Genomic DNA, 21,656 nt, shown 5'->3' with positions numbered 1-21,656 from the left:
AAAGATGTGTATAACGATATGGGTTTAAATATGCTAATCAGTAATACACCAAAGTCATTCAAAGACAGATGGCAAACTCCTATTGAAGTATTTAAAACACTGGATGCTGAATTTGGTTTTAAGCTGGATGTTGCTGCCGATGAAAGTAACGCGCTATGCAAAGAATTTTTAACTGAACAGCAAGACGCACTGAGATGCGATTGGAATAGCGACGGGGCCATTTTCTGCAATCCCCCCTATAGCAAGATTATGCCTTGGGTGAAGAAAGCGGCTCAGCAGTGTAGAAAACAGAATCAGACTATTGTGATGCTACTGCCTTCTGATACCTCTACAGCATGGTTTTATGAGGCATTAAAAACATCTGATGAAGTGCGTTTCATCACCGAGGGACGACTCTCATTTATCTCTGCCGAAACAGGCAAGGAAGGAAAGGCGGGCAACAGCAAGGGCAGCGTGTTATTTATCTGGCGACCGTGGAGAAGATTTGTGTGCAGAATGACGCATGTAGAAAGAAAAGAATTATTGAAAAGGGAGTGAAGCATGAGTAAATATATCAACATTTTTATCCGGTTTTTATTTCTTATTCTTGCTCTCCCAATCATTTGCTACCTTGGTGTGGTTCAATATTTAGGTGTTAATACACATTGGTTGGAGCACATATGCGAAAGAATAATTTCATTTCTTCAAAAATTTCTAGATAACTATTTCCCAGTAATGTCAGAGTAAAAACATGATTATCGAACTCCCATTCCCGCCCAGCGTTAATACCTATTGGCGACATAATTCAAAACGCCCCTACTTAAGTGATAAAGCTAAAGCATTTAAAGCAACAACCGCAAAAATTATCAACGAGATGCGCCAGAAATCTGACTGTCAAAAATTTGAAGGTGAGGTCTCTGTATTGATGCAACTCTATCTACCAAACAAGATAAAGCGTGATGTGGACAATTACTCTAAAGGTGTACTTGATTCTTTAACTGGGGCGGATATTTGGCACGATGATAGCCAGGTTCGCGTGATGACTGTTGAGAAGATTAACAATAACAGCGGCGTAAAAGGTGGAAAGTGTGTTGTCGTCATTAACGAATATCTCGAATACACCGATCCCAAAGAATACCTGAAGCTCACAGAAGCGGCTGCAAAGCTAGAAAGCAATGGGTTATACCGCCGAGCCGTGACCGTATGGCGAAAAGCAATGACAGCCACACTCTCAACAGAAAAGCGGGATATTTGCTTTAACGCGATAAAACGATGTTCTGAGCAAAAAGGGGATCAAACGACATTAAGGTAACAACAATAATTTTTAAAAATAACCAAATGAGAGGTATAGCATGAACAATAAAGAACCCTATTTTTTTAACCCGAACTTAAGTACTGAGGAGCTTGAAGATTGGTTAAGGCAGCAACGCATGTATTTAGCACATTATAATAGACTCAAAGTGGAAAGAGCCGCATTGATTGAGCAGCTCTCGCAGATAGATGAGACTCTAAAGTATTTTGCTAACGCATTCGCGCCAGGCAAACTGCAATTTCCTTGGAATCCCAGTCCGCTTCTAAAGATGAATCAAGAGTAATCATTTTTTCTGAAAGTTCACAGGTGTTGAGAAACTCTTTCGCTTCAGTGGGTAATTTGTCGATTACGAATTCGTCACTAACAATAAATAGAACATCTTCAAGTGATAAATTACGTATGTATTCTAGCTTCCAATTGGTTTTGCTAAAAATTAAGTGGTGAAGTGCTGCCTTACCACTTAAAGAAGCAAATAGAGGTGCATGTTTTTTCCTGTATTCATTAAGAATTATTTCTAAAATAAATATTTTGGCTACGCGATTTTTTTATACAGATATGTTCATGATTTTCGTGGTTATAATTGTAATCACCAATTTTATGATTTTCAAAAACCCTTGTCTTAATAAGATCCCATAAAGGTAAATACTTATTACTTACACATAGTAAATCGTTGTTTTTCAATGAAAGTTCAAATTAAGATCGCTAACCGATGCAATTGAGTTGTGTCCACTTTTTGTTCTGCCATCCAAAGACTATAGTTATCTTGTAGGTTAAGCCAAAATTTAGCAGATCCGCCTAACACAGCAGACAACTTAATCGCCATTTCAGGGGATACAGAAGCGTTGCCGCTAACTAGCCTCTGGGTTGTAGAAGGTGCAACCTGAAGTGCTCTGGACAATTCACGGATACCAACATCTAGGTTATCCAATGTCTCTGCAATAATTTCCCCAGGGTGCGGTGGATTGAACATAGTCATTAGTGGTAATCCTCATAGTTAAGAATGTGTGCATTACCATCGATAAACTCAAAAGTAATTCGCCAGTTACCCGTTACAACAATTGACCATTGGCCATTGGCCATTGGCCATTGGCCATTGGCCATTGGCCTTTTCGATCACCTGCTAGAGGGTGGAGACTGTAGCCTGGTCTGTCTATATCTTTAACATGATGCGCAGCATCGATAACCGCCAAACGTAAACGTATTTTATTAGCCTGTTTAGCATTGATGCACGCAGTTGAACCTGTTTCAAAAAATTGTTGTAATCCTTTGTGTTTAAAGCTTTTAATCATAAAAAAACTTATTTTGTTGCGTATTAAGGTACAGTATAACACATGTTCCTTGGTACGCAACACCCATCACTCAAAAATAAATAAAGCTACGTATGAATAACATTGAAAAATACACAACCGGCACGGCCTATGGTGCCAGCGCAACGACGTTCCTGTGTGGTGCGTTATCGCTTAGTGAATGGGCGCTGGTGACGGGGATTATCTGTTCAGTGCTGACCGTTGGGCTGAACTGGTATTACCGACACAAGGAATATCGTTATCGAACGAGAAATCTTAATGAATAGCCAACTTCAAAAACGCCTTGCGGCGGCAACGGTAGGCGGCGCATTAGCACTGGCTGCCGTCTTGGTGCAGTGGCACGAAGGTAAGCGCTATAAGCCCTATCGTGATGGTGGCGGCGTACTTACTGTCTGTCACGGTCATACCGGCAAGGACGTTACGCCCGGGGAAATCTATAGCGAAGAAGAATGCAACGCGTTGATGAAACAGGATTTGCAGCTAGCACGCTCCACTGTTGAACGTTATGTCACTGTTCCGCTTACCGATTTGCAGAAAGCCGCCTTGACTTCATTTGTTTACAATATCGGCAGTGGGTCATTTGCCAATTCGACACTGCTCAAAAAGTTGAACGTCGGAGATATTCAGGGCGCTTGTGACCAGATGCGCCGATGGAAATACGATGAAGGAAAGGTATCAAACGGGCTAATTAACCGCAGGGAGGTAGAACGGGAACTTTGTTTAAATCCAAATGTACTAATCAATCCAACTCAATGAGCCTTGGTTATCGTTCAAGGCTTTTCTATACGCCCCGCTGCGTAAAGAATCACATCGAACCTGAACCATTTGAAATGAGCCTTTGAGGAAGTCGGTTAGTGCTGGCGAGCTTCGATGGACTGATTTCCTGTGCGGCAAAGGTTCATTTCAAATTAAGGAAAACGTAATGAACACAATCACTGTTCCTTTTCATGGCAACGCACTGTATATCGTTAACCACAACGGAGAACCGTATACCCCGATGAAACCTATTGTTGAGGGCATGGAGATGGATTGGGCATCTCAATTTACAAAGTTAAAACAACGATTTAATACAACCATTGCGGAAATCACAATGGTTGCAGAAGACGGTAGAACACGAAAGATGCTTTGCCTTCCGCTGCGTAAACTTGCTGGTTGGCTGCAAACGATTAACCCCAACAAGGTCAAGCCCGAAATCCGTGACAAAGTCGTTCAGTACCAAGAGGAGTGTGATGACGTACTTTATGAGTACTGGACTAAAGGGCAAGTTGTCAATCCTCGTAAACGCAGCATCATGCAGGAACTTAATACAGCATGTGCTGAATTAAAAACGGATAAGGCGATTGCTAGCTTATTCGGTACCGGATTGAGTGAATGGAAAAATATTAAGGCAGCACATACGAAGAAGGTTAAGGGTTTAATTGAAGAAGCTCAATTGTTGTTAACTTTTTAAGGAAGCACAGTAGCCATCATTATGAACAACCTAGAATTCATTGAAAAACATGTAATAACTGAATTGATGAAGCAAGGATATGACCAATCTGTGGCACGGATCAGTGCAGACGTGGCACTAGAACATTATCGCCGTAATGCAGCCAGCGCAAAGGGTAAGATTTTTGCCGATTGCCTACATGTTGCCAAAGTCTGGGCTGGAAAGTACCAGCCTCAAATCAAAAGATAACGAGGTGTACCCCATGTGGATATTAATTTTTGCTATGTATGCGGCTCCTTTTTCAGAAACTGATTTTGCCTCGGTGAGTAGTCAGGAATTTTCATCAGAAGCGCGTTGCGAAAAAGCGAAAGCCATATTTGAGGTAAAGTTTGAAACATTGAGATCAATTAATGGTATAGCGTATTGTGTAGAAAAATGAACTGGAAAATTCCTCTCATTGTCGCTTTGCTACTGACCTCAATGTCAGGTGCAACCCTGTATTACCGGACACTGTATTACGACGCTGAAAAAGCACGGAAGATTGCTGTCTCGGATAGGGAAAAACAACAGGTTGCATTTGAACAGCTAAGTCGGCAGATACAAACCGTCACTGCGCTGGACAGGAAACACACCAAAGAGCTTGAATATGATAAGAAACTTATTACCCAGCTTGAGTGGGATGTGGCTGCTAATCGTCGCCGGTTGCGCGTCAAAGCAACCTGTTCCAATGTGTCAGCCAATACCACCACCTCCGGCTTGGATGATGCAACCCGCGCCAGACCTACTGACTCCGCTCGCAGAAATTATTTCACCCTCAGACGACGAATCGAAATAGCGGAAGAGCAGATAAACGGATTGCAGGATTATGTGCGGCAAGTCGTCTTGTCTCATCAACAGGAAGCGAAGAATGAATGAACTGGATTGATTGTCGTGTAAGTATGCCAGAGATTAACGAAACAGTACTTATTTATCGAAAGGACAGAAAAGAATATCTAGTGGGTTTTTATCTTGGTAATTCTCAGTTTCACTATGCAGATTGTTGCCAAGGTATTCAGAAAACGTGTACAGCTAGCCACTGGATGCTGTTACCTGAATCCCCAAGTGAAGATGATATTATCAAATTAAAATCATGAAAAAAACGCGACTATATAATGCACGCTGGGATAAAGCGCGACGGGCTTTTCTTGCCAGAAATCCCTTATGCGCCATGTGTCAGACAAATAACTTTATCAACCCGGCAACTGTGGTTGACCATGTTGTCCCGCACCGTCTGCGCTTTGCCAAGACAACAGAAGAGCTAAAGATAGCTCAAAAACTCTTCTGGGATGAAAAGAACTGGCAACCACTCTGTGCTCAACATCACAACACAACCAAGCAACGGATGGAGAAAGGGAATAAAGGTTATGGTTGTGACGAAAACGGCATGCCGAATAATCCAAATAGTCATTGGAATACCACAATATAATGGGGAGGGCGGGTTAAAAGTTCCAGTAAATAAAGCTTCCTGACCCAGACGCCCCCTCTGTACGCACAGTCGCGAAATGAAATCTCATTTCACAAAACATCACATATTATTGAAATGTAAATACTTTTATAAAAAATTAACAAAATGGATACATTTATGGCAGGAAGACGCCCAAAACCCACCGCCTTAAAATTAGTGACCGGCAATCCAGGAAGAAGACCACTCAATAGCGCAGAGCCTACCCCACCACCCTATTCAGCCCCTCCCCCAACACACTTATCCAATACCGCAAAAGAAACCTGGGAGCGGCTAACACTGCTGTTAAATAGCATGGGCGTATTAACGATCGCCGATGTTTTTGCGTTGGAAAGGCTGTGTGATATTTACGCTGAGATCTTGCGGTATCGCGCCTTGATAGAGCGCAATGGTGAAACGTTTGAGGTGCATTCTCAAAACGGCGTATCAATCAGGGCAAATCCCGCCGTTTCGATGCTGGCTGATGCGGATAAGCGCTTTAAGAGCTATCTGGTGGAATTTGGCTTAACACCTGCGGCAAGAACCAAGGTAAGGACGCATGACAAAGAAAAAGAACCTGACGAACTCGACGAATTCTTCGCTCACTGATTTAGCTACTGACTATGCCACCTCGGTGATTTCAGGTCAGGAGCTTGCCGGGCCTGATATTCGTCATGCCTGTCAACGTCACTTGCGGGATTTATCGACGGGTAATACGCGGGGTCTGTTGTGGGATATCGGATCCGCACAGCGTGCCATCCGTTTTTTTTCCAACGTATTGAAATTGAACGGCGGTATCTATGAAGGCAAGCCGTTTAATTTACTCCCTTGGCAGTGTTTTATCGTTGGCTCCCTTTTTGGCTGGCGAAACAACGAAGGACAACGCCGTTTTCGCATGGCCTACGTTGAAGCAGGAAAAGGATCCGGCAAATCGCCCCTCGCTGCGGGTATTGGGTTGTACTGTCTGGTTGCCGATAATGAAGCGCGAGCTGAAGTCTACGCCGCCGCCACCAAAAAAGACCAGGCGATGATCCTGTTTCGTGACGCCGTCGCGATGGTAGACCAATCGCCAAAGCTGGCCGAACGTATTCAGAAATCCGGTGGGGCGGGTAAGGAGTGGAATCTGGCTTTTTTACAAGCCTGTGCTTTTTTCCGGCCTATCAGTGCCGATGATGGGCAATCCGGGCCGCGTCCTCACTGTGCCTTGATTGACGAAATTCACGAACACAAAAGTAATCAGGTCGTGGAAATGATGCGGGCGGGCACAAAAGGCCGCCAACAGGCATTGATTTTCATGATCACCAATAGTGGACATGACAAAACCAGTGTCTGCTATGACTATCACGAATACGGACGTAAAGTTGCAGAAGGGAGCATTGAAGATGATAGCTTTTTCGCGTTCATCTGTTCGCTGGACGAAGGCGATGACCCCTTTAAAGATAGCGGTTGTTGGAAAAAAGCGAATCCCTCATTAGGGCATACGTTCAGCGAACGCTACCTACAAGAGCAAGTCACGCAAGCCCGAGGGATGCCAGCCAAAGAGAGCCTGGTTCGCCGTCTTAATTTCTGTCAGTGGGTCGATGCCGAGAATCCCTGGATTAATAGTGATAGCTGGATGGCGTGTGAGAAAACCTCGCTGGATTTAGCGTCGCTGGCAAACTCACCCTGCTACGGTGGTCTGGATTTATCCGGCAAGCAGGATTTAACGGCGCTGGCGCTTTATTGGCCGGAAGAAAAAGTGGCTTATGTCGAGTTCTGGACACCGAAAGACACCTTACTGGAGCGTGCCAGGGTCGACAGAGTGCCTTACGATGCCTGGTTGCGAGCGGGTTATCTTAACGCACCGCCAGGGAATGCGATTAATCTGAGCTTTGTTGCCCAACGGATAGCAGAATTATCCGCACGCTATACCCTCAATCGTATTGCCTACGATGCGTATCATATTGATTATTTACGGCCAGAACTGGAAAACGAAGGGGTGAATACAGTATTAACGCCTCACGGACAAGGCTTCGGCAAATCGAAACAATCCGGACTTTGGATGCCGCGATCCATTGAATTGTTTGAGCAGCGTCTTCTCGGTGGCGAATTACGCATTTATTTTAACCCCTGCCTACGATGGAACGCCGCAAATACCGTTATTGAAGAAGATAAAAACGGCAATCGTGTTTTTAGCAAACGCCGCAGTAACGGCCGTATTGACGGTGTAGTAGCACTGGCGATGGCAATCGGGGCCGCCGAGGATGTTGAGGAAGAAACCGGCGATCTTGACAGCTTTTTAACGAATCCGATTATGGTAGGGCTGTAGTGAAAAAACATCAATCTCCCGGAAAAATTAAAAGCGCGGTACTCAACTGGCTAGGGGTACCACAGAATTTAACAGATACGCTGTCATCGTTTCATGACTATAGCCAAAGTAAGAGTGGGCAAGTGGTGACAACGGATAAAGCCCTGCAACTTTCTGCGGTCTGGGCTTGTGTGCGTCTGTTGAGTGAATCAATATCTACATTACCGCTCAAACTGTATCACCGCGAGTCAGATGGCTCACGCAGCCTCGCACAGCAACACCCTGCTTATTCTGTACTGTGTCGTCGTCCTAATCTAGAAATGACCCCTTCGCGTTTTATCCAAATGATTGTTGCCAGCTTATGTTTACGCGGTAATGCCTTTGTTGAAAAAAAGAAGGTCGGTCAACGTCTGGTCTCCCTCGTCCCACTATTACCCCAAAACATCACCGTTACACGACGGGATAACGGGCGATTAGAATACCATTATACCGAGAAGACCAAACCGGGTTATACCCATATCGTTATACACATCTTTCTAACGCACTGTTTAATCAATGAGTTACGGGTTTATCTCAGAGTGGCATTTTGAACCTCAAAAAGCCAATGGGATGGCTTGAATGCCTTAATTCACGGGGTTCTGAGCATCCTGTTCAAAAAATGGCCAAAAGATGTGTATAACGATATGGGTTATACCTCATTAAAACCGCGCGTTATTGCAGATAATGACATGATGCATATACGCGGTTTTGGGTTAGATGGCATTTGCGGGATGATGCCGTTGAAAACCGGTCGTGAGGTATTTGGCTCGGCGATGTCACTCGAAACAACGGCTGCGCGGTATTTCCAGAAAGGCATGTCGGCATCGGGTTTTATTTCGTTTGAAAGGCTTTTGACAGAAGAACAGCGTGTGAAAGATTTAATAAGCATCTTGAAACCTTTGCAGGCTCAGAAAATACCGGGAAAGTGATGCTGTTAGAGTCTGGTATGAAATTTAATGGTATTACGCTTGATCCGCAAACCTCACAAATGCTAGAAAGCCGCGATCATAGCGTCGAAGAAATCTGCCGCTGGTATCGTGTTCCCCCGTTTATGGTCGGTCATATCACCAAGCAGAGTAGCTGGGCATCCAGCGTAGAAGGGATGAACCTGATTTTCCTGACCAATACATTACGGCCCTTACTGGTGAACATTGAACAGGAGATCAGCCGCTGCCTGCTGGATAATGACGACGATTATTTTGCGGAGTTTTCGGTTGAAGGACTGCTCAGAACCGACAGTAGTGGTAGAGCGGCCTATTACACTACCGCGCTACAAAATGGCTGGATGAGTCGCAATGATGTGCGGCGACTGGAAAATATGCCACCGATTGATGGCGGAGATCTGTATACCGTTCAGTTGAACCTAACGCCTCTTGATCAACTGGGGCAGGAGAATGACGGCGAAAAAGCCCGAGCAGCACTCAATGCCTGGCTGTTCCCTGAAAAATCGCCCGCTCCTAACCCCACAGACAACCAGCAAGAAACAGCATAACTGGAGTTTTTCCCGATGAAAAAACATGCACTTCCGGTATTACCGGCGGTTTTTCCCTGTCCGAAAATGACCAGTGAAATTTCCCCGTCAGCATTAGCAAAATGGAACAGCAGCATCAGGGCATCAAGCCAGGATAATAATACGCTATCGATATTTGAGACGATTGGGCAGGATTGGGCAGGCGAAGGGATCACCGCTAAACGGATTGGCGCAATATTGCGTTCACTGGAAGGTCAAGATGTCACCGTCAATATCAATTCACCAGGGGGCGATCTGTTTGAAGGGCTGACTATCTACAATCAACTTCGTGAATACTCTGGCAAAGTGACCGTGAAAATATTGGGGTTAGCGGCCTCAGCCGCTTCAATTATTTCCATGGCTGGTGATGAGATACAAATCGGGCGCAGTGCTTTCCTGATGATCCACAACACCTGGGGTATGGCCGTCGGTAATCGCCATGACTTTGCCGAGATTGCTGAAAAAATGATGCCTTTTGATTTTGCCATGCGCGATGTTTACGTTGCCAAAACCGGCATGGATGAAAAGATGATCACCGCGATGATGGATAACGAAACCTGGATTAATGGCAGCGAAGCGTTAGAAAAAGGGTTTGCGGATGCCTTCCTGCCCGCTGATAGCACACAACAGGATAACGACTCGCCCACCGCCGCACTGAGAAAACTGGATGCACTATTGGCAAAAACCAATACGCCTCGCGCTGAACGGCGACGATTATTTAAAGCTTTACGGGGTGATATGCCGGGCGCTATCACCTCCGCTGACGGTACGCCATGCGCTACCGATGATGTTTCTTCTGAGACTTTGACGCAACTGGATAACGCCTTGCGTCGCCTGGTCTCAATACCTGATTAAACGGGAGACTATATGTCTGATATTAATGAAATGTTTAAGAAAGTCACCGCTTCTATTGAAGAAGCCAGCAGCAAATATAGCGCTCAGGCAGAGAAAGCCCTGAAGGAAGCACAAAAATCGGGTGAGCTTTCCGCAGAAACTAAAGCCGCCGTGGATAAAATGGCGGTTGAACTGAACGCCTTACGCGAAGCAGAAAAAACCCTGAAAGCCCAAGTAGGCGAAGTTGAACAACATATTGCCCAAATGCCGCTCGCCAATGCGTTGAACGTGGTGAGTTCTATCGGTCAACAGGTGGTTGGCATGGAGGTCGTGCAGGCTTTAGGCTCGGGCATGGAATCCAATAAACGGGTAATAGCCCCAATTAAAGCCGCACTTATTTCATCGGATGTCACCGGAACGATTGTCGCCCCCGACCGTCAATCAGATATCTTGACCCATATCGTTATACACATCTTTCTAACGCACTGTTTAATCAATGAGTTACGGGTTTATCTCAGAGTGGCATTTTGAACCTCAAAAAGCCAATGGGATGGCTTGAATGCCTTAATTCACGGGGTTCTGAGCATCCTGTTCAAAAAATGGCCAAAAGATGTGTATAACGATATGATCTTGACCAAGCCGAAGCAACGGTTGTTTATTCGTGATTTGATTGCCAGTGGAAAGACGCAAAGTAACACGATTTATTACGTGAAGCAGAAAGGATTTACCAATAATGCCAAGACCGTCGCGGAAAATACCGCTAAGCCCTATAGCACGATTGAATTTGAAGAGGCAACAGTCCCGGTTCGCACGATTGCCCATATGTTTAAGGCCTCCAAGCAAATTTTAGATGATTTTTCGCAACTGGCCTCCCTTATCGATATGGAGCTACGTTATGGCCTGAAATACGTGGAAGAGCAGCAAATCCTGTTCGGTGACGGTACGGGTTCAAACTTGAACGGGATCTTCACTCAGGCCACTGCATTCAAAGCAGAATTAACACCGGCGCATCGAACCGCGATTGATGATCTGCGGCTTGCCATGCTACAAGCGCAACTGGCACGGATCCCTGCGACAGGCCATGTGTTGCACTTTACTAACTGGGCACAGATTGAACTTATCAAGGATACGCTGGGGCGTTATCTCCTCTCCAATCCGGCAGCCCTGACGACACCGACGTTGTGGGGCTTACCCGTTGTTGTCACAGAAGCCGCTGAGTTTAAAGATAAATTCCTGGTGGGTTCGTTTAGTTTAGGTGCTCAATTGTTTGACCGTGAAGAAGCCAACGTGGTGATTAGCACCGAAAATACCGATGATTTTGAGAAGAACATGATCTCGATTCGTTGTGAAGAGCGTTTGGCACTCGCGGTTTACCGCCCCGAAGCCTTTATCAAAGGGGATTTAACCAAAATAGCGGTGTCGCCTGCCGCTCCGTCAAATGCAGGGGGGCTGGGAAAGGCGGTCAATCAGGTAGTGGTGGCTAGTAATCAACATTAAACACGATGGCCTACCCATGTAGGCCATTTTTTTACTGGAAATAAACCAACATGTTTATTAACAAAGAACTGGTCAAGCGACACTGCAAGATTGAGTTAGATGATAACAGTGACGATGTATTGCTTGAAAACTATATAGCCACAGCAGAGCAAAAAACCATTTCACATCTTAACCGTAATTTATACTTAAAATCTGTTCCAAAAAACGATCCTGACGGTCTCGTCATTAATGCGGCGATTATTCAAGGCATGTTGCTATTAGTGACAAGTTTACATGAGCATCGTGGTGCAGTAGCCGATCTTGAGCAGTTGTCTCATTTTTCTGTTTTTAAGTTCCTGGTGGATGATTATAGGCTGAGCGGACTATGAAATATGGATATCATAAACCCTATTCCCGTTTTCCCGATCCCGGTGAGTTAAATAAGCGTGTTTTGTTTTATACGCAACAGGATGAACCTATAGGTGATAGTGGGGTACAGGCAGCGAATCAAGGCGCGTGTACGGTTTGGGGAAAATTGATCCCCGTGAGTGACACACTTCGCATCCACTCTTTTCAAATCAACAAAACCATCACGCATAAAATCATTGTGAGATACAGACAATCGCTTTACTCAAGTGATCAAGCACTGATTAACGGTGTCGTCTACCTCATACGGGGCGTTGCTGATATCCACAGTGCGGGTCGTTTTCTGTCTTTTTCCTGTGAAGAAATGAGTAGTCAACCAGAAAGAGGCAATGATTTTGGATAATCTCCATATTGATTTTCATCAACCTAAAGAATTTGTCTTTAATCGCGCAAGGATCCGTCGTGCTTTTGTGAAAGTCGGTCAAATGCATCTGAAAGCAGCACGTCGTCAACTGATGAAGCGGGGTGGCCGTTCACGACCCGGTGAAACCCCACGGTGGCAAACCGGACGATTAGCCCGATCTATCGGTTATTACGTCCCTCGCGCTTCCTCACGGCGACCTGGTTTAATGGTTAAGATCGCCCCCAATCAGAAACGCGGTGTCGGCAGTAAACCGATTGAAGGCGATTTTTATCCTGTTTTTCTGCATTACGGGGTACGTAGCGCTTCTCGCGGCATGTCTAAACAGCACAAACGCCAAAAACGTCACCACCAACGCGGGGGTTGGCGCATTGAAAAACGTCAAAATTATATGGTCACCACGTTAACGCGGCTGAAAAGTTGGACGTCCTACACCCTCAAAAGAGCACTGCGTCAATCACTGCGGGCAGAGCGAAGAAAAGGAAAGGATCATGAAACTTAGTCCCATTATTGCGGCATTACGAACCTTGTGCCCCCGTTTTGAAAACAGAGTGGGCAGTGTCTCTCAATATGAGGATTTACCCGATTGCGGCAAACTGGCTTTACCGGCGGCTTACGTTATTCCGGGAGAAGATGTTGTCGGTGAACAACGGTCACAAACGGATTATTGGCAATCATTAACCGAGAGTTTTTATGTCGTGGTGATTTTAAATAATGCACGTAATCAAAAGGGACACTATCCCTCTGTCGACACATTAAATGAAGTTAGGTCTGAAATCTGGCGGGCATTACTCGGTTGGCAGCCAGAGCCGTGTTGTGGTCCGATTAATTATGCCGGTGCAGAGGAAGCGGATTCAAACCGGGCTGAATATCACTACCTGTTTAAATTTACTACCGAAACAGACATCAACGCCGAAGATACCCGCCACTATGCTGACCTGAATAATTTACCTGATTTACAGACCGTTGCGATTGACGTTAACGCAGCGTCAAGCAACGCACAATCGCCTTTGGAGATAAACCTGAAATGACAGGCACAAGACCAGAAATTATTTTTATTAAGCCTAAGCACGGGCGAAAAGTGCCTATTCCGCAATATATGCGGGATACCAACGAGTATTTTGGTGAATATTTGCCAGAAGAAGGATTACGTGTTGAAAAAACGCTTTTTTGGATCAGGCGAGAACAGGACGGTGATGTTGAAGAAGTGACTGAATCAGAAAATTCCACGCCACCTGTCGAACAAGAGGCGACTGATACCACAAAAAATAAGCTAAAAAAAGCTAAAGAGGAGGCTCAGGACATATCGTTATACACATCTTTTGGCCATTTTTTGAACAGGATGCTCAGAACCCCGTGAATTAAGGCATTCAAGCCATCCCATTGGCTTTTTGAGGTTCAAAATGCCACTCTGAGATAAACCCGTAACTCATTGATTAAACAGTGCGTTAGAAAGATGTGTATAACGATATGGGCTCAGGAATGACCATTAGCTTTAATACCGTGAATGCTAATCTTCGTGTGCCTGGCTTCTATCCCGAAATGGATAACAGCGCTGCCAATACGATGCAAGCCAGTGGGCCTGCGCTGTTGATTGGTCATGCATTACCGAATGCAGAAATGATCTTTAACTCACCGATGATCATGCCCTCGGCAGAAATGATGCAACAATTAGCCGGTCGTGGCAGTCAGTTGCATCGTATGGTGCAAGCGTACCGCCGGATTGATGCAGTCGGTGAACTGTTTGTGATTGCAGTCCCTGAAACGACGGGCACCGCAGCAAAAGGTGAGATTGCGATAAGTGGCACTGCAACCGATTCGGGTGTCGTCACGCTCTATATTGGCAATCAACGTATTTTAGCCGCCGTCAAGAAATCGGATACAGCGAATACAGTTGCCGCCGCGCTTGGCAAGGCCATTAACGATAACGAGGACTTACCCGTCGCCGCGACGATAGGTGCTGACAAAATCAGCTTGACGGCAAAACATAAAGGGTTAACCGGCAACGATATTCCCTTGTTGATGAACTATTATTCGCCGACAGGCGGTGAGAATACGCCTCACGGTCTCAATATTACCATTACTGCCATGAGTGGCGGCGCTGGCTCACCCGATATGGATAGCGTTATCAGCGCAATGGGTGACTTATTATTTGATTTTATTGGGCTGCCTTTCTCTGATGCTGCCTCTTTGCAAAAGATGGGCGCGGCGATGAACGACAAGAACGGGCGCTGGAGTCCCTATCAGCAGTTATACGGTCATGTTTATACCGCAAAAAAAGGGACGGTCGGTGAACTGGTCGCTTTTGGCGACACGCTTAATGATCCGCATCTCACCATTGCAGGCTATGAGAAAGCGACCCAAACTGCGCTTGATGAATTGGTTGCGGCACGACTGGCACGGTGCGCGATATTTTTGCGTAATGACCCAGCCAGACCGACCCACACGGGCGAGTTAAACGGGGTGTTACCCGCACCGTCGGGCAAACGCTTCACCTTGACGGAGCAGCAATCCCTGCTTTCACACGGTATCGCCACCGCCAATGTCGAAGGCGGCGTATTACGCATTCAGCGCGATGTGACGACCTACCAGAAAAACAGTTACGGCGTGGCCGATAACAGCTATCTGGACAGTGAAACACTCTATACCAGCGCTTATATTTTGCGGCGATTGAAGTCGGTGATCACCAGCAAGTACGGGCGGCAAAAACTGGCTGATGATGGTACCCGATTCGGCGCAGGGCAAGCGATCGCTACGCCAGCCGTAATCAAAGGCGAACTCTGTGCGGTTTATCGCCAGTTGGAAAATGAAGGGATTGTCGAAAATTTTGACGCTTTTCGGCAACATCTTATCGTTGAGCGCAACGCCAATGATCCTAATCGGATTGATGTGGTCTTTCCGGCGGATTATATCAACCAACTGCGGGTATTTGCGCTGGCGAATCAATTCAGGCTGCAATATAACCAGGGTGAGGTGGTGTGATGACAGGCAAAAGAAAAATAGGCGGCACCTGCTATTTTAAGGTAGATGGTCAACAACTCTCACTGAATGGCAATGTGGAAGTGCCGATGAATACGGTTATCAGGGAGGACATGGTCGGACTTGATGGCAGTGTGCATTACAAAGAAACCCATCGAGCGCCTTATCTCAAGGCAGAATTTAAAGTTGATCGAAGTTTTCCGATAGAAAAACTCACTACAGCAGATGAAATGACCATTACCGCTGAATTAGCTAACGGTATGGTCTATGTGTTGTCAGGCGCGTGGCTATCCGGCGAATCTTCACATAATGCTGACGAAGGCACTGTCGAGATGGAATTTCACGGAGATGAAGGATTTTATCAATGAGTGAGAAAAATAATACCTTAACGCTTTCAAAAGCTATCACGGCACATAACGAAACATTAACCGTGCTTGAGTTTCGTGAACCCACCGGAAAAGATGTCAGAGAATTGGGTTATCCTTATCAAGTCGGCAATGATGAATCGATAAAATTAAGCGCTTCGGTTACAGCTAAATATATTAGTCGTTTAGCTAATATTCCGATGAGTTCAGTAGACGAAATGTCACCCTCCGACATGAGTTTAGCAGGGGCATTAGTTATCGGTTTTTTCGCCTAAACGTAACAGAAGAACATCTGATAAATGCTTATTATGATTGTGCAAAATACTGGACAATTAATCCACTTCAGTTTATTGAAGAGCCGATTAGTGAATTGGTTTTTCTAATAGCGCAAGCCAATAGAATAGAACAAGCGAGGTAAAAAGATGGCGGGCTTTGAACTTAAGGCGCTCATTACGGCAAAAGACCGCCTTTCTCCAAAACTGACTGAACTGCAAAAGAAACTCAAAAAATTTCGCAAGGACAACGCCATAACAGGAAGAGGTTCGTTAGGCTCGGCCGCAGGTTTAACCGCAGGGGCAACGGGGGCGCTCGTTGCTTTTGCCAAGCAGGAAGAAGCGGCGACAGATTTAAGAGTGGCGATGATGAAGGTGGGAGGAAAAGTATCGCCTCAATTTGAAAAGATTAATGAACTCGCTTTGCAGTTGGGAAATAAGTTACCCGGAACCACGGCTGATTTTCAAAAAATGATGGCCGTGTTAGTTAAACAGGGGATCCCAGCAGAAAATATCTTGCAAGGTGTCGGCAAGGCATCGGCCTATCTTGCGGTGCAGTTGAAGAAACCACCAGAAGAAGCCGCTGAGTTTGCAGCGAAAATGCAGGATGCAACCGGAACCGCAGCAAAAGATATGCTGACGATTTTTGATACCATGCAGCGAATGGCCTATCTTGGCATGAATGATAACAATATGCTGCAATTTTTTGTCAAATCCAGTTCTGTCCTCAAAATGATTAACAAGGATGGATTAAAGGCTGCACAAGCTCTCGCCCCAATTGGCGTATTGTTGGGGAATGCAGGGATGGAAGGAGAAGCAGCAGGCAACGCCGTTCGGAAGGTGCTGCAAGCGGGTCTTGATGTCAAGAAGGTTCGTAGCGTTAATAAAAACCTTTTACGGAAACATAAAATAAAACTTGATTTTACAGATAAAAAAGGTTCGTTTGGAGGTCTGGAGAATTTCTTTGCTCAATTGGATAAGTTGAATAAATTGAAGGAGGAAACTCAGCAAAGAGAAGCGATCAAAGCGTTGTTTGGTGATGACAACGAAACCTTGACAGTGGTGAATAAACTTTTAGAAAAAGGCAGAGCCGGATATGCAGAAGTCGTGCGCAAAATGCAAGAGCAAGCTGACTTAAATGAGCGGGTTGAAGCACAATTAGGCACACTGACCAATCTCTGGGACGCGATGACCGGAACAGCAAAAAATGGACTTGCTTCGATAGGTGGCGTCTTTGAAGACGATAGCAAGGAAACGATTAAAAACTTAAGTACACTCACTGAAAAATTTAATGCTTTTGTCAAAGCACATCCAAATGTTGTTCGTAGTATTGTTGCAATAACTGCGGCTTTAGTGACCCTTAAATTAGGGGTTTGGGGTCTGACTTTAGCAGCAAATCTGTTTACAGCAACGCCGCTCGGTCGGGCATTAACCGTCATTGCTATCGCTATCGGCGCTCTTGTGGCGAATTGGAAAGAGATACCTGTCTTGATAAAGACAATATCAACAAGAATCAAGCAAGCAATGCTTGAACAGCTCGCCTATATTATTATCCCATGGAATGCGCTAGCCACAGGTGCTGTAGCGCTATGGAAAAAAATTAAAGTTTCTTTCTCCAATGGGTTTAAATACATAAAAAATCTGTGGTCGGATTTTCATCCGCTAGACTGGATAAAGGAAAAATGCGATCCGCTTATTACTTATTTCCAATCTTGGTGGGAAAAGATAAAACCGTATTTTGAGCCACTCTTAACCCATATCGTTATACACATCTTTTGGCCATTTTTTGAACAGGATGCTCAGAACCCCGTGAATTAAGGCATTCAAGCCATCCCATTGGCTTTTTGAGGTTCAAAATGCCACTCTGAGATAAACCCGTAACTCATTGATTAAACAGTGCGTTAGAAAGATGTGTATAACGATATGCTCTTAACCGGTATTGATAAAATTCAATCGTGGACAGCTCCTGGCGTAGATTGGGCAAAAAGTGAATTTAATTCGCTTAGGGAAAAAATGGGTAGCCTAGTATTACCCATATCGTTATACACATCTTTTGGCCATTTTTTGAACAGGATGCTCAGAACCCCGTGAATTAAGGCATTCAAGCCATCCCATTGGCTTTTTGAGGTTCAAAATGCCACTCTGAGATAAACCCGTAACTCATTGATTAAACAGTGCGTTAGAAAGATGTGTATAACGATATGCTCTTAACCGGTATTGATAAAATTCAATCGTGGACAGCTCCTGGCGTAGATTGGGCAAAAAGTGAATTTAATTCGCTTAGGGAAAAAATGGGTAGCCTAGTATTACCCATATCGTTATACACATCTTTTGGCCATTTTTTGAACAGGATGCTCAGAACCCCGTGAATTAAGGCATTCAAGCCATCCCATTGGCTTTTTGAGGTTCAAAATGCCACTCTGAGATAAACCCGTAACTCATTGATTAAACAGTGCGTTAGAAAGATGTGTATAACGATATGCTCTTAACCGGTATTGATAAAATTCAATCGTGGACAGCTCCTGGCGTAGATTGGGCAAAAAGTGAATTTAATTCGCTTAGGGAAAAAATGGGTAGCCTAGTATTACCCATATCGTTATACACATCTTTTGGCCATTTTTTGAACAGGATGCTCAGAACCCCGTGAATTAAGGCATTCAAGCCATCCCATTGGCTTTTTGAGGTTCAAAATGCCACTCTGAGATAAACCCGTAACTCATTGATTAAACAGTGCGTTAGAACGATGTGTATAACGATATGAGTATTACCTTCTATTGGCCAAAATCCTCCTGTTCATTCTCAAGAATTAAATCGTATCGGCCTCTTGGACTCACCCCTACGTCGAGATCAGCAAGGCAATCTGCAACTAACTGTGGATTTTCGTAATATGCCAACAGGGGTTCAGGTAAAAACAGAAGGCAGGCAACCTTCATATTTTGATTGGCTTTGTTGAATAAACAGATTTTATGCTACCAGCCCAGTAAAACGATTGTTTCCAGCAACGTAAAATCATGCAGTTAAGCATCATGAGAAAACGGAATGCCTGAGGTGATAAGCATTTTCTACCAAAATGGGCATAGTAAAACAGCACGATTCCCTATTATTCAACAAAGCCATTTTGATTATAATGTAGGCTATAACCGCTTTGCCAGATCCTAACCGCTTCGGCGGTTTTTTCTTTTTCAGGAGTTTTGATGACCAGTTGGAAAGCTAACCTACGCCCAGCATCCTTTCGCGGCGTACCCTTTCAGGTAGAAGACGACGAGGGGACGTTTGGTCGGCGCGTACAGGTGCATGAATATCCCAATCGTGACAAGCCGTATACAGAAGATTTAGGGCGTGCAACACGGCGTTTTAACATTGGCGCTTATCTGGTCGGTGATGATTTTTTCGAGGCCAGAGATCGGCTGATAGTGGCTATTGATACGCCGGGGCCTGGAACGTTGGTGCATCCCTATTACGGTGAAATCGCGGTCTGTATCGATGGTGAAGTGAGAGTGAGCCATAGCGGGCGCGAAGGCCGCCTGTGCCGCGTCAGTTTTAGCGTGGTCGAAGCCGGTGAATTATCTTTCCCGACTGCGGGTATCGCCACCAGTCACACCCTGATTTCTTCCAGTTCCGCGCTCAATGATCGGATTGAGGTGGTTTTTGCTGATTTAGGGTTAAAAGGATTGTCTGATTTTAGTCAAAATGGGGTGTTAAATCAGGCTAGATCCATGATAAACCATGTTACCAACGCTTTTGACACTATCGATAGCGGCATCACCGCAGCATCAAGACTACTACACGGTGATATTTCTGTGCTGCTTAAATCTGGCTCATCGGGTAAAGGGTTTGTGGAAGCCATACAGCGAATGTGGCGATCTGGCAGGCGTACTATTCAGAATGCCGTAACACTGGCACAGCAGATCAAGACGCTATCCGGTGTGACGCTGGGGCATGATTTAGCGCCACGCGGCGTCTGGAAAAGCGACAGGCCAAGTATTCAGTCTGAACGTAGGCGCAGTAATCGTATTGCCGCTTTGTTGCGTACCACGGCCATCCATGAGGCGACGTGGCGATTAACACAACTCCCCCCACCCCGTACCGCCATGTTACCGGTTAATCAACGTGAGAAACGCCAGATACACGTCAATATTTCCCATCCCGCCTTACACGCGGTTTCTCATGCGGCAGGCAGCCATCTTGAAGGACTGGCGGCGGTAACGTGGGATGCGTTGGTCACGGTGCGAGAAACTCTTAATCAGGCTATCGAGCACGAACAGGCATTAACGCTTGACGATGCGCTGTTCCTTGCCTTGCAACAGGTGAAAACCGATGCCAACAGGGATATTGCAACACGACTGGCACAAGTTGAAAAAACGGTTGCTCGCACACCCGAAACGGTGCTACCCGCCCTGGTCCTGGCGGCCAATTGGTATGACAATGCGGCACGGGAAACCGATATCACCAGCCGAAATATCGTTAATCATCCTGGTTTTGTGCCGGTACAACCATTAAGGGTTCCTGCAAGATGAGCGATCATGTGATGTTGCGCGTCAACGGGCGCGAATGGGGCGGGTGGACGCGGGTTCAGATTTCAGCCGGGATAGAACGGCTATCACGCGATTTTAATGTTGAAATCACCCGCCAGTGGCCAGGCGAATCAGGAAGCGTACCACTACAGCCCAGGATTAAAAAAGGTGAGTTGGTCGAAGTCCTGATCGGTCAGAATAAAGTGTTAACCGGTTGGATTGAAGCGACCCCAATACGCTATGACGCAAAAAGTATCCATGTTGGTATCAGTGGTCGCAGCAAGACAGCGGATTTAATCGATTGTGCTGCCAAGACCACGCTTTTTACGGGCAAAACCTTGCATCAGATAGCCTCAACACTGGCAAAACCCTTTGGCATTAAGGTGATTAACCAGAAAGCCCCAAAAACGCCGCTACAGGCTTTTCAGGCGGATTATGGGGAAACCGTACACGAGGTACTCAACAAAGCGCTGGGAAGCCAACAGGCGCTCGCCTGGGACGATGAGGAAGGCAATCTATTGATTGGCACGGTCGGCAATGATCGTGCGATCACTGCGTTAGTTTGGGGAGAAAATATTCTCACCTGTGATACCGAGCAGAGTATCCGTGAACGTTTTTCAGAATATCAGGTTGCGGGTCAACGATCGGGTGATGATGATGATTTCGGGGAAGCGACATTAACGGCCATTCGTGCCAAGGCCAAAGATAGCCAGATAACGCGATATCGTCCTCAACATATCCAGCAATCCGGTAATGCAACCGGAGTCAGTTGTCGGGAACGGAGTGAATTTGAAGCCAGGCAGCGGGCAGCCAGAACCGAGGAAACTACCTATACGGTGCAAGGTTGGCGGCAAGGTGATGGCAGCCTGTGGAAGCCTAATCAGCGGGTGATTGTGTTTGATCCTGTATTGGGTTTTAACAACCGTGAACTGGTCATTAGCGAGGTGGTATATATCCAGGATGAAGGCGGTACGTTATGTGAACTGCGAGTCGGGCCAGAAGCCGCCTATATTCCAGCTCTTGAGGCATTGAAAGCGGCGAATGAAGAAGAGGATTGATGAAAATTTTTTTATTTACCGCTTATTT

Annotated in this window: 27 protein-coding genes and 5 pseudogenes; 29 read left to right on the top strand and 3 right to left on the bottom strand. The window is 45.6% G+C overall.

Going from position 1 to position 21,656, the window contains the following annotated elements:
• Positions 1 to 18 precede the first annotated feature (18 nt).
• The 3 genes from ACWWJF_RS10195 to ACWWJF_RS10185 all read left to right on the top strand — a co-directional run bounded on the left by ACWWJF_RS10195 (position 19) and on the right by ACWWJF_RS10185 (position 1,574).
• Positions 19 to 537: a phage N-6-adenine-methyltransferase gene (locus tag ACWWJF_RS10195; RefSeq protein ID WP_455869362.1), complete on the top strand. Its 519-nt coding sequence runs from the start codon at positions 19 to 21 to the stop codon at positions 535 to 537.
• Between the two features lie 193 nt (positions 538 to 730).
• Complete coding sequence (locus ACWWJF_RS10190; protein WP_455869361.1) at positions 731 to 1,291, top strand: ANR family transcriptional regulator; 561 nt, start codon at positions 731 to 733, stop codon at positions 1,289 to 1,291.
• A 40-nt stretch (positions 1,292 to 1,331) separates the two neighbouring features.
• On the top strand, positions 1,332 to 1,574 hold the full coding sequence (locus tag ACWWJF_RS10185; protein ID WP_455869360.1) for a hypothetical protein: 243 nt from the start codon (positions 1,332 to 1,334) through the stop codon (positions 1,572 to 1,574).
• On the opposite strand, the gene ACWWJF_RS10180 is transcribed toward ACWWJF_RS10185, so the two are convergent.
• From ACWWJF_RS10180 to ACWWJF_RS10170, 3 genes and pseudogenes are all read right to left on the bottom strand, one after another.
• The gene (locus tag ACWWJF_RS10180) at positions 1,501 to 1,800 is read right to left on the bottom strand and encodes an ECs1072 family phage-associated protein (protein WP_455871027.1); all 300 of its coding nucleotides are present in this window, start codon (positions 1,798 to 1,800) and stop codon (positions 1,501 to 1,503) included. The two genes, ACWWJF_RS10185 and ACWWJF_RS10180, sit on opposite strands and share 74 nt — an antisense overlap.
• Before the next feature lie 179 nt (positions 1,801 to 1,979).
• Entirely contained in the window at positions 1,980 to 2,267 is a 288-nt protein-coding gene (locus ACWWJF_RS10175; protein ID WP_455869359.1) for a HigA family addiction module antitoxin, read from the bottom strand.
• Positions 2,267 to 2,580, bottom strand: a pseudogene (locus tag ACWWJF_RS10170) (type II toxin-antitoxin system RelE/ParE family toxin). The gene ACWWJF_RS10175 and the pseudogene ACWWJF_RS10170 overlap by 1 nt, the downstream one beginning before the upstream one ends.
• 92 nt (positions 2,581 to 2,672) lie before the next feature.
• Here ACWWJF_RS10170 and ACWWJF_RS10165 point away from each other — a divergent pair.
• From ACWWJF_RS10165 to ACWWJF_RS10040, 26 genes and pseudogenes are all read left to right on the top strand, one after another.
• Positions 2,673 to 2,864 (top strand): phage holin family protein, encoded by a 192-nt coding sequence (locus ACWWJF_RS10165; protein ID WP_015873861.1) that lies wholly within the window; start codon positions 2,673 to 2,675, stop codon positions 2,862 to 2,864.
• On the top strand, positions 2,857 to 3,354 hold the full coding sequence (locus ACWWJF_RS10160; RefSeq protein WP_455869358.1) for a lysozyme: 498 nt from the start codon (positions 2,857 to 2,859) through the stop codon (positions 3,352 to 3,354). The genes ACWWJF_RS10165 and ACWWJF_RS10160 overlap by 8 nt, the downstream gene beginning before the upstream one ends.
• A gap of 166 nt (positions 3,355 to 3,520) precedes the next feature.
• Positions 3,521 to 4,048, top strand: a complete 528-nt coding sequence (locus ACWWJF_RS10155; RefSeq protein ID WP_455869357.1) for a phage antirepressor N-terminal domain-containing protein — start codon at positions 3,521 to 3,523, stop codon at positions 4,046 to 4,048.
• A gap of 21 nt (positions 4,049 to 4,069) precedes the next feature.
• Positions 4,070 to 4,276 carry a hypothetical protein gene (locus ACWWJF_RS10150; protein WP_455869356.1) on the top strand — a complete coding sequence of 69 codons (207 nt, stop codon included), beginning with the start codon at positions 4,070 to 4,072 and terminating at the stop codon, positions 4,274 to 4,276.
• Between the two features lie 13 nt (positions 4,277 to 4,289).
• On the top strand, positions 4,290 to 4,466 hold the full coding sequence (locus ACWWJF_RS10145; RefSeq protein ID WP_334473772.1) for a hypothetical protein: 177 nt from the start codon (positions 4,290 to 4,292) through the stop codon (positions 4,464 to 4,466).
• On the top strand, positions 4,463 to 4,942 hold the full coding sequence (locus ACWWJF_RS10140) for a lysis protein (RefSeq protein ID WP_455869355.1): 480 nt from the start codon (positions 4,463 to 4,465) through the stop codon (positions 4,940 to 4,942). The genes ACWWJF_RS10145 and ACWWJF_RS10140 overlap by 4 nt, the downstream gene beginning before the upstream one ends.
• A complete protein-coding gene (locus tag ACWWJF_RS10135; protein ID WP_455869354.1) occupies positions 4,939 to 5,160 on the top strand; it encodes a DUF551 domain-containing protein in 222 nt (73 codons plus the stop codon). The genes ACWWJF_RS10140 and ACWWJF_RS10135 overlap by 4 nt, the downstream gene beginning before the upstream one ends.
• Entirely contained in the window at positions 5,157 to 5,492 is a 336-nt protein-coding gene (locus tag ACWWJF_RS10130) for an HNH endonuclease (protein WP_455869353.1), read from the top strand. The genes ACWWJF_RS10135 and ACWWJF_RS10130 overlap by 4 nt, the downstream gene beginning before the upstream one ends.
• Positions 5,493 to 5,648: 156 nt before the next feature.
• Positions 5,649 to 6,116 (top strand): phage terminase small subunit P27 family, encoded by a 468-nt coding sequence (locus tag ACWWJF_RS10125; protein WP_455871026.1) that lies wholly within the window; start codon positions 5,649 to 5,651, stop codon positions 6,114 to 6,116.
• Positions 6,067 to 7,815: a terminase large subunit gene (locus ACWWJF_RS10120; RefSeq protein WP_455869352.1), complete on the top strand. Its 1,749-nt coding sequence runs from the start codon at positions 6,067 to 6,069 to the stop codon at positions 7,813 to 7,815. The genes ACWWJF_RS10125 and ACWWJF_RS10120 overlap by 50 nt, the downstream gene beginning before the upstream one ends.
• Positions 7,815 to 8,354, top strand: a pseudogene (locus ACWWJF_RS10115) (phage portal protein); the annotation flags it as partial. The gene ACWWJF_RS10120 and the pseudogene ACWWJF_RS10115, both read left to right, overlap by 1 nt.
• Before the next feature lie 141 nt (positions 8,355 to 8,495).
• Positions 8,496 to 9,325, top strand: a pseudogene (locus tag ACWWJF_RS10110) (phage portal protein); the annotation flags it as partial.
• Between the two features lie 15 nt (positions 9,326 to 9,340).
• Positions 9,341 to 10,198 carry a head maturation protease, ClpP-related gene (locus ACWWJF_RS10105; RefSeq protein ID WP_455869351.1) on the top strand — a complete coding sequence of 286 codons (858 nt, stop codon included), beginning with the start codon at positions 9,341 to 9,343 and terminating at the stop codon, positions 10,196 to 10,198.
• A gap of 12 nt (positions 10,199 to 10,210) precedes the next feature.
• Positions 10,211 to 10,624, top strand: a pseudogene (locus ACWWJF_RS10100) (phage major capsid protein); the annotation flags it as partial.
• A 180-nt stretch (positions 10,625 to 10,804) separates the two neighbouring features.
• A pseudogene (locus tag ACWWJF_RS10095) lies at positions 10,805 to 11,674 on the top strand (phage major capsid protein); the annotation flags it as partial.
• A gap of 50 nt (positions 11,675 to 11,724) precedes the next feature.
• A complete protein-coding gene (locus ACWWJF_RS10090) occupies positions 11,725 to 12,042 on the top strand; it encodes a head-tail connector protein (protein WP_455869350.1) in 318 nt (105 codons plus the stop codon).
• Positions 12,039 to 12,422 (top strand): phage head closure protein, encoded by a 384-nt coding sequence (locus ACWWJF_RS10085; protein WP_455869349.1) that lies wholly within the window; start codon positions 12,039 to 12,041, stop codon positions 12,420 to 12,422. Before ACWWJF_RS10090 ends, ACWWJF_RS10085 begins: the two co-directional genes overlap by 4 nt.
• Entirely contained in the window at positions 12,409 to 12,942 is a 534-nt protein-coding gene (locus tag ACWWJF_RS10080; RefSeq protein ID WP_455869348.1) for a hypothetical protein, read from the top strand. The genes ACWWJF_RS10085 and ACWWJF_RS10080 overlap by 14 nt, the downstream gene beginning before the upstream one ends.
• Positions 12,932 to 13,471, top strand: coding sequence for a phage tail terminator protein (locus ACWWJF_RS10075; RefSeq protein WP_455869347.1), 540 nt, complete (start codon positions 12,932 to 12,934; stop codon positions 13,469 to 13,471). Before ACWWJF_RS10080 ends, ACWWJF_RS10075 begins: the two co-directional genes overlap by 11 nt.
• Positions 13,468 to 13,800 carry a DUF2635 domain-containing protein gene (locus ACWWJF_RS10070; protein WP_455869346.1) on the top strand — a complete coding sequence of 111 codons (333 nt, stop codon included), beginning with the start codon at positions 13,468 to 13,470 and terminating at the stop codon, positions 13,798 to 13,800. Before ACWWJF_RS10075 ends, ACWWJF_RS10070 begins: the two co-directional genes overlap by 4 nt.
• Before the next feature lie 122 nt (positions 13,801 to 13,922).
• Complete coding sequence (locus ACWWJF_RS10065; RefSeq protein ID WP_455869345.1) at positions 13,923 to 15,422, top strand: phage tail sheath subtilisin-like domain-containing protein; 1,500 nt, start codon at positions 13,923 to 13,925, stop codon at positions 15,420 to 15,422.
• Positions 15,422 to 15,787, top strand: a complete 366-nt coding sequence (locus tag ACWWJF_RS10060; protein ID WP_455871025.1) for a phage tail tube protein — start codon at positions 15,422 to 15,424, stop codon at positions 15,785 to 15,787. The genes ACWWJF_RS10065 and ACWWJF_RS10060 overlap by 1 nt, the downstream gene beginning before the upstream one ends.
• Positions 15,784 to 16,059 (top strand): phage tail assembly protein, encoded by a 276-nt coding sequence (locus tag ACWWJF_RS10055; RefSeq protein WP_455869344.1) that lies wholly within the window; start codon positions 15,784 to 15,786, stop codon positions 16,057 to 16,059. The genes ACWWJF_RS10060 and ACWWJF_RS10055 overlap by 4 nt, the downstream gene beginning before the upstream one ends.
• 147 nt (positions 16,060 to 16,206) lie before the next feature.
• The gene (locus ACWWJF_RS10050) at positions 16,207 to 17,874 is read left to right on the top strand and encodes a phage tail tape measure protein (protein ID WP_455869343.1); all 1,668 of its coding nucleotides are present in this window, start codon (positions 16,207 to 16,209) and stop codon (positions 17,872 to 17,874) included.
• 1,376 nt (positions 17,875 to 19,250) lie between these two features.
• The gene (locus ACWWJF_RS10045; protein ID WP_455869342.1) at positions 19,251 to 20,573 is read left to right on the top strand and encodes a DNA circularization protein; all 1,323 of its coding nucleotides are present in this window, start codon (positions 19,251 to 19,253) and stop codon (positions 20,571 to 20,573) included.
• The gene (locus tag ACWWJF_RS10040) at positions 20,570 to 21,628 is read left to right on the top strand and encodes a phage baseplate assembly protein (RefSeq protein ID WP_455869341.1); all 1,059 of its coding nucleotides are present in this window, start codon (positions 20,570 to 20,572) and stop codon (positions 21,626 to 21,628) included. Before ACWWJF_RS10045 ends, ACWWJF_RS10040 begins: the two co-directional genes overlap by 4 nt.
• The last annotated feature ends 28 nt before the right edge of the window (positions 21,629 to 21,656 follow it).

Source organism: Symbiopectobacterium sp. Eva_TO, assembly GCF_053848865.1.
The sequence above is the reverse complement of the archived record's forward strand: the minus strand, read 5'-3'. Positions and strand labels throughout refer to the sequence as shown.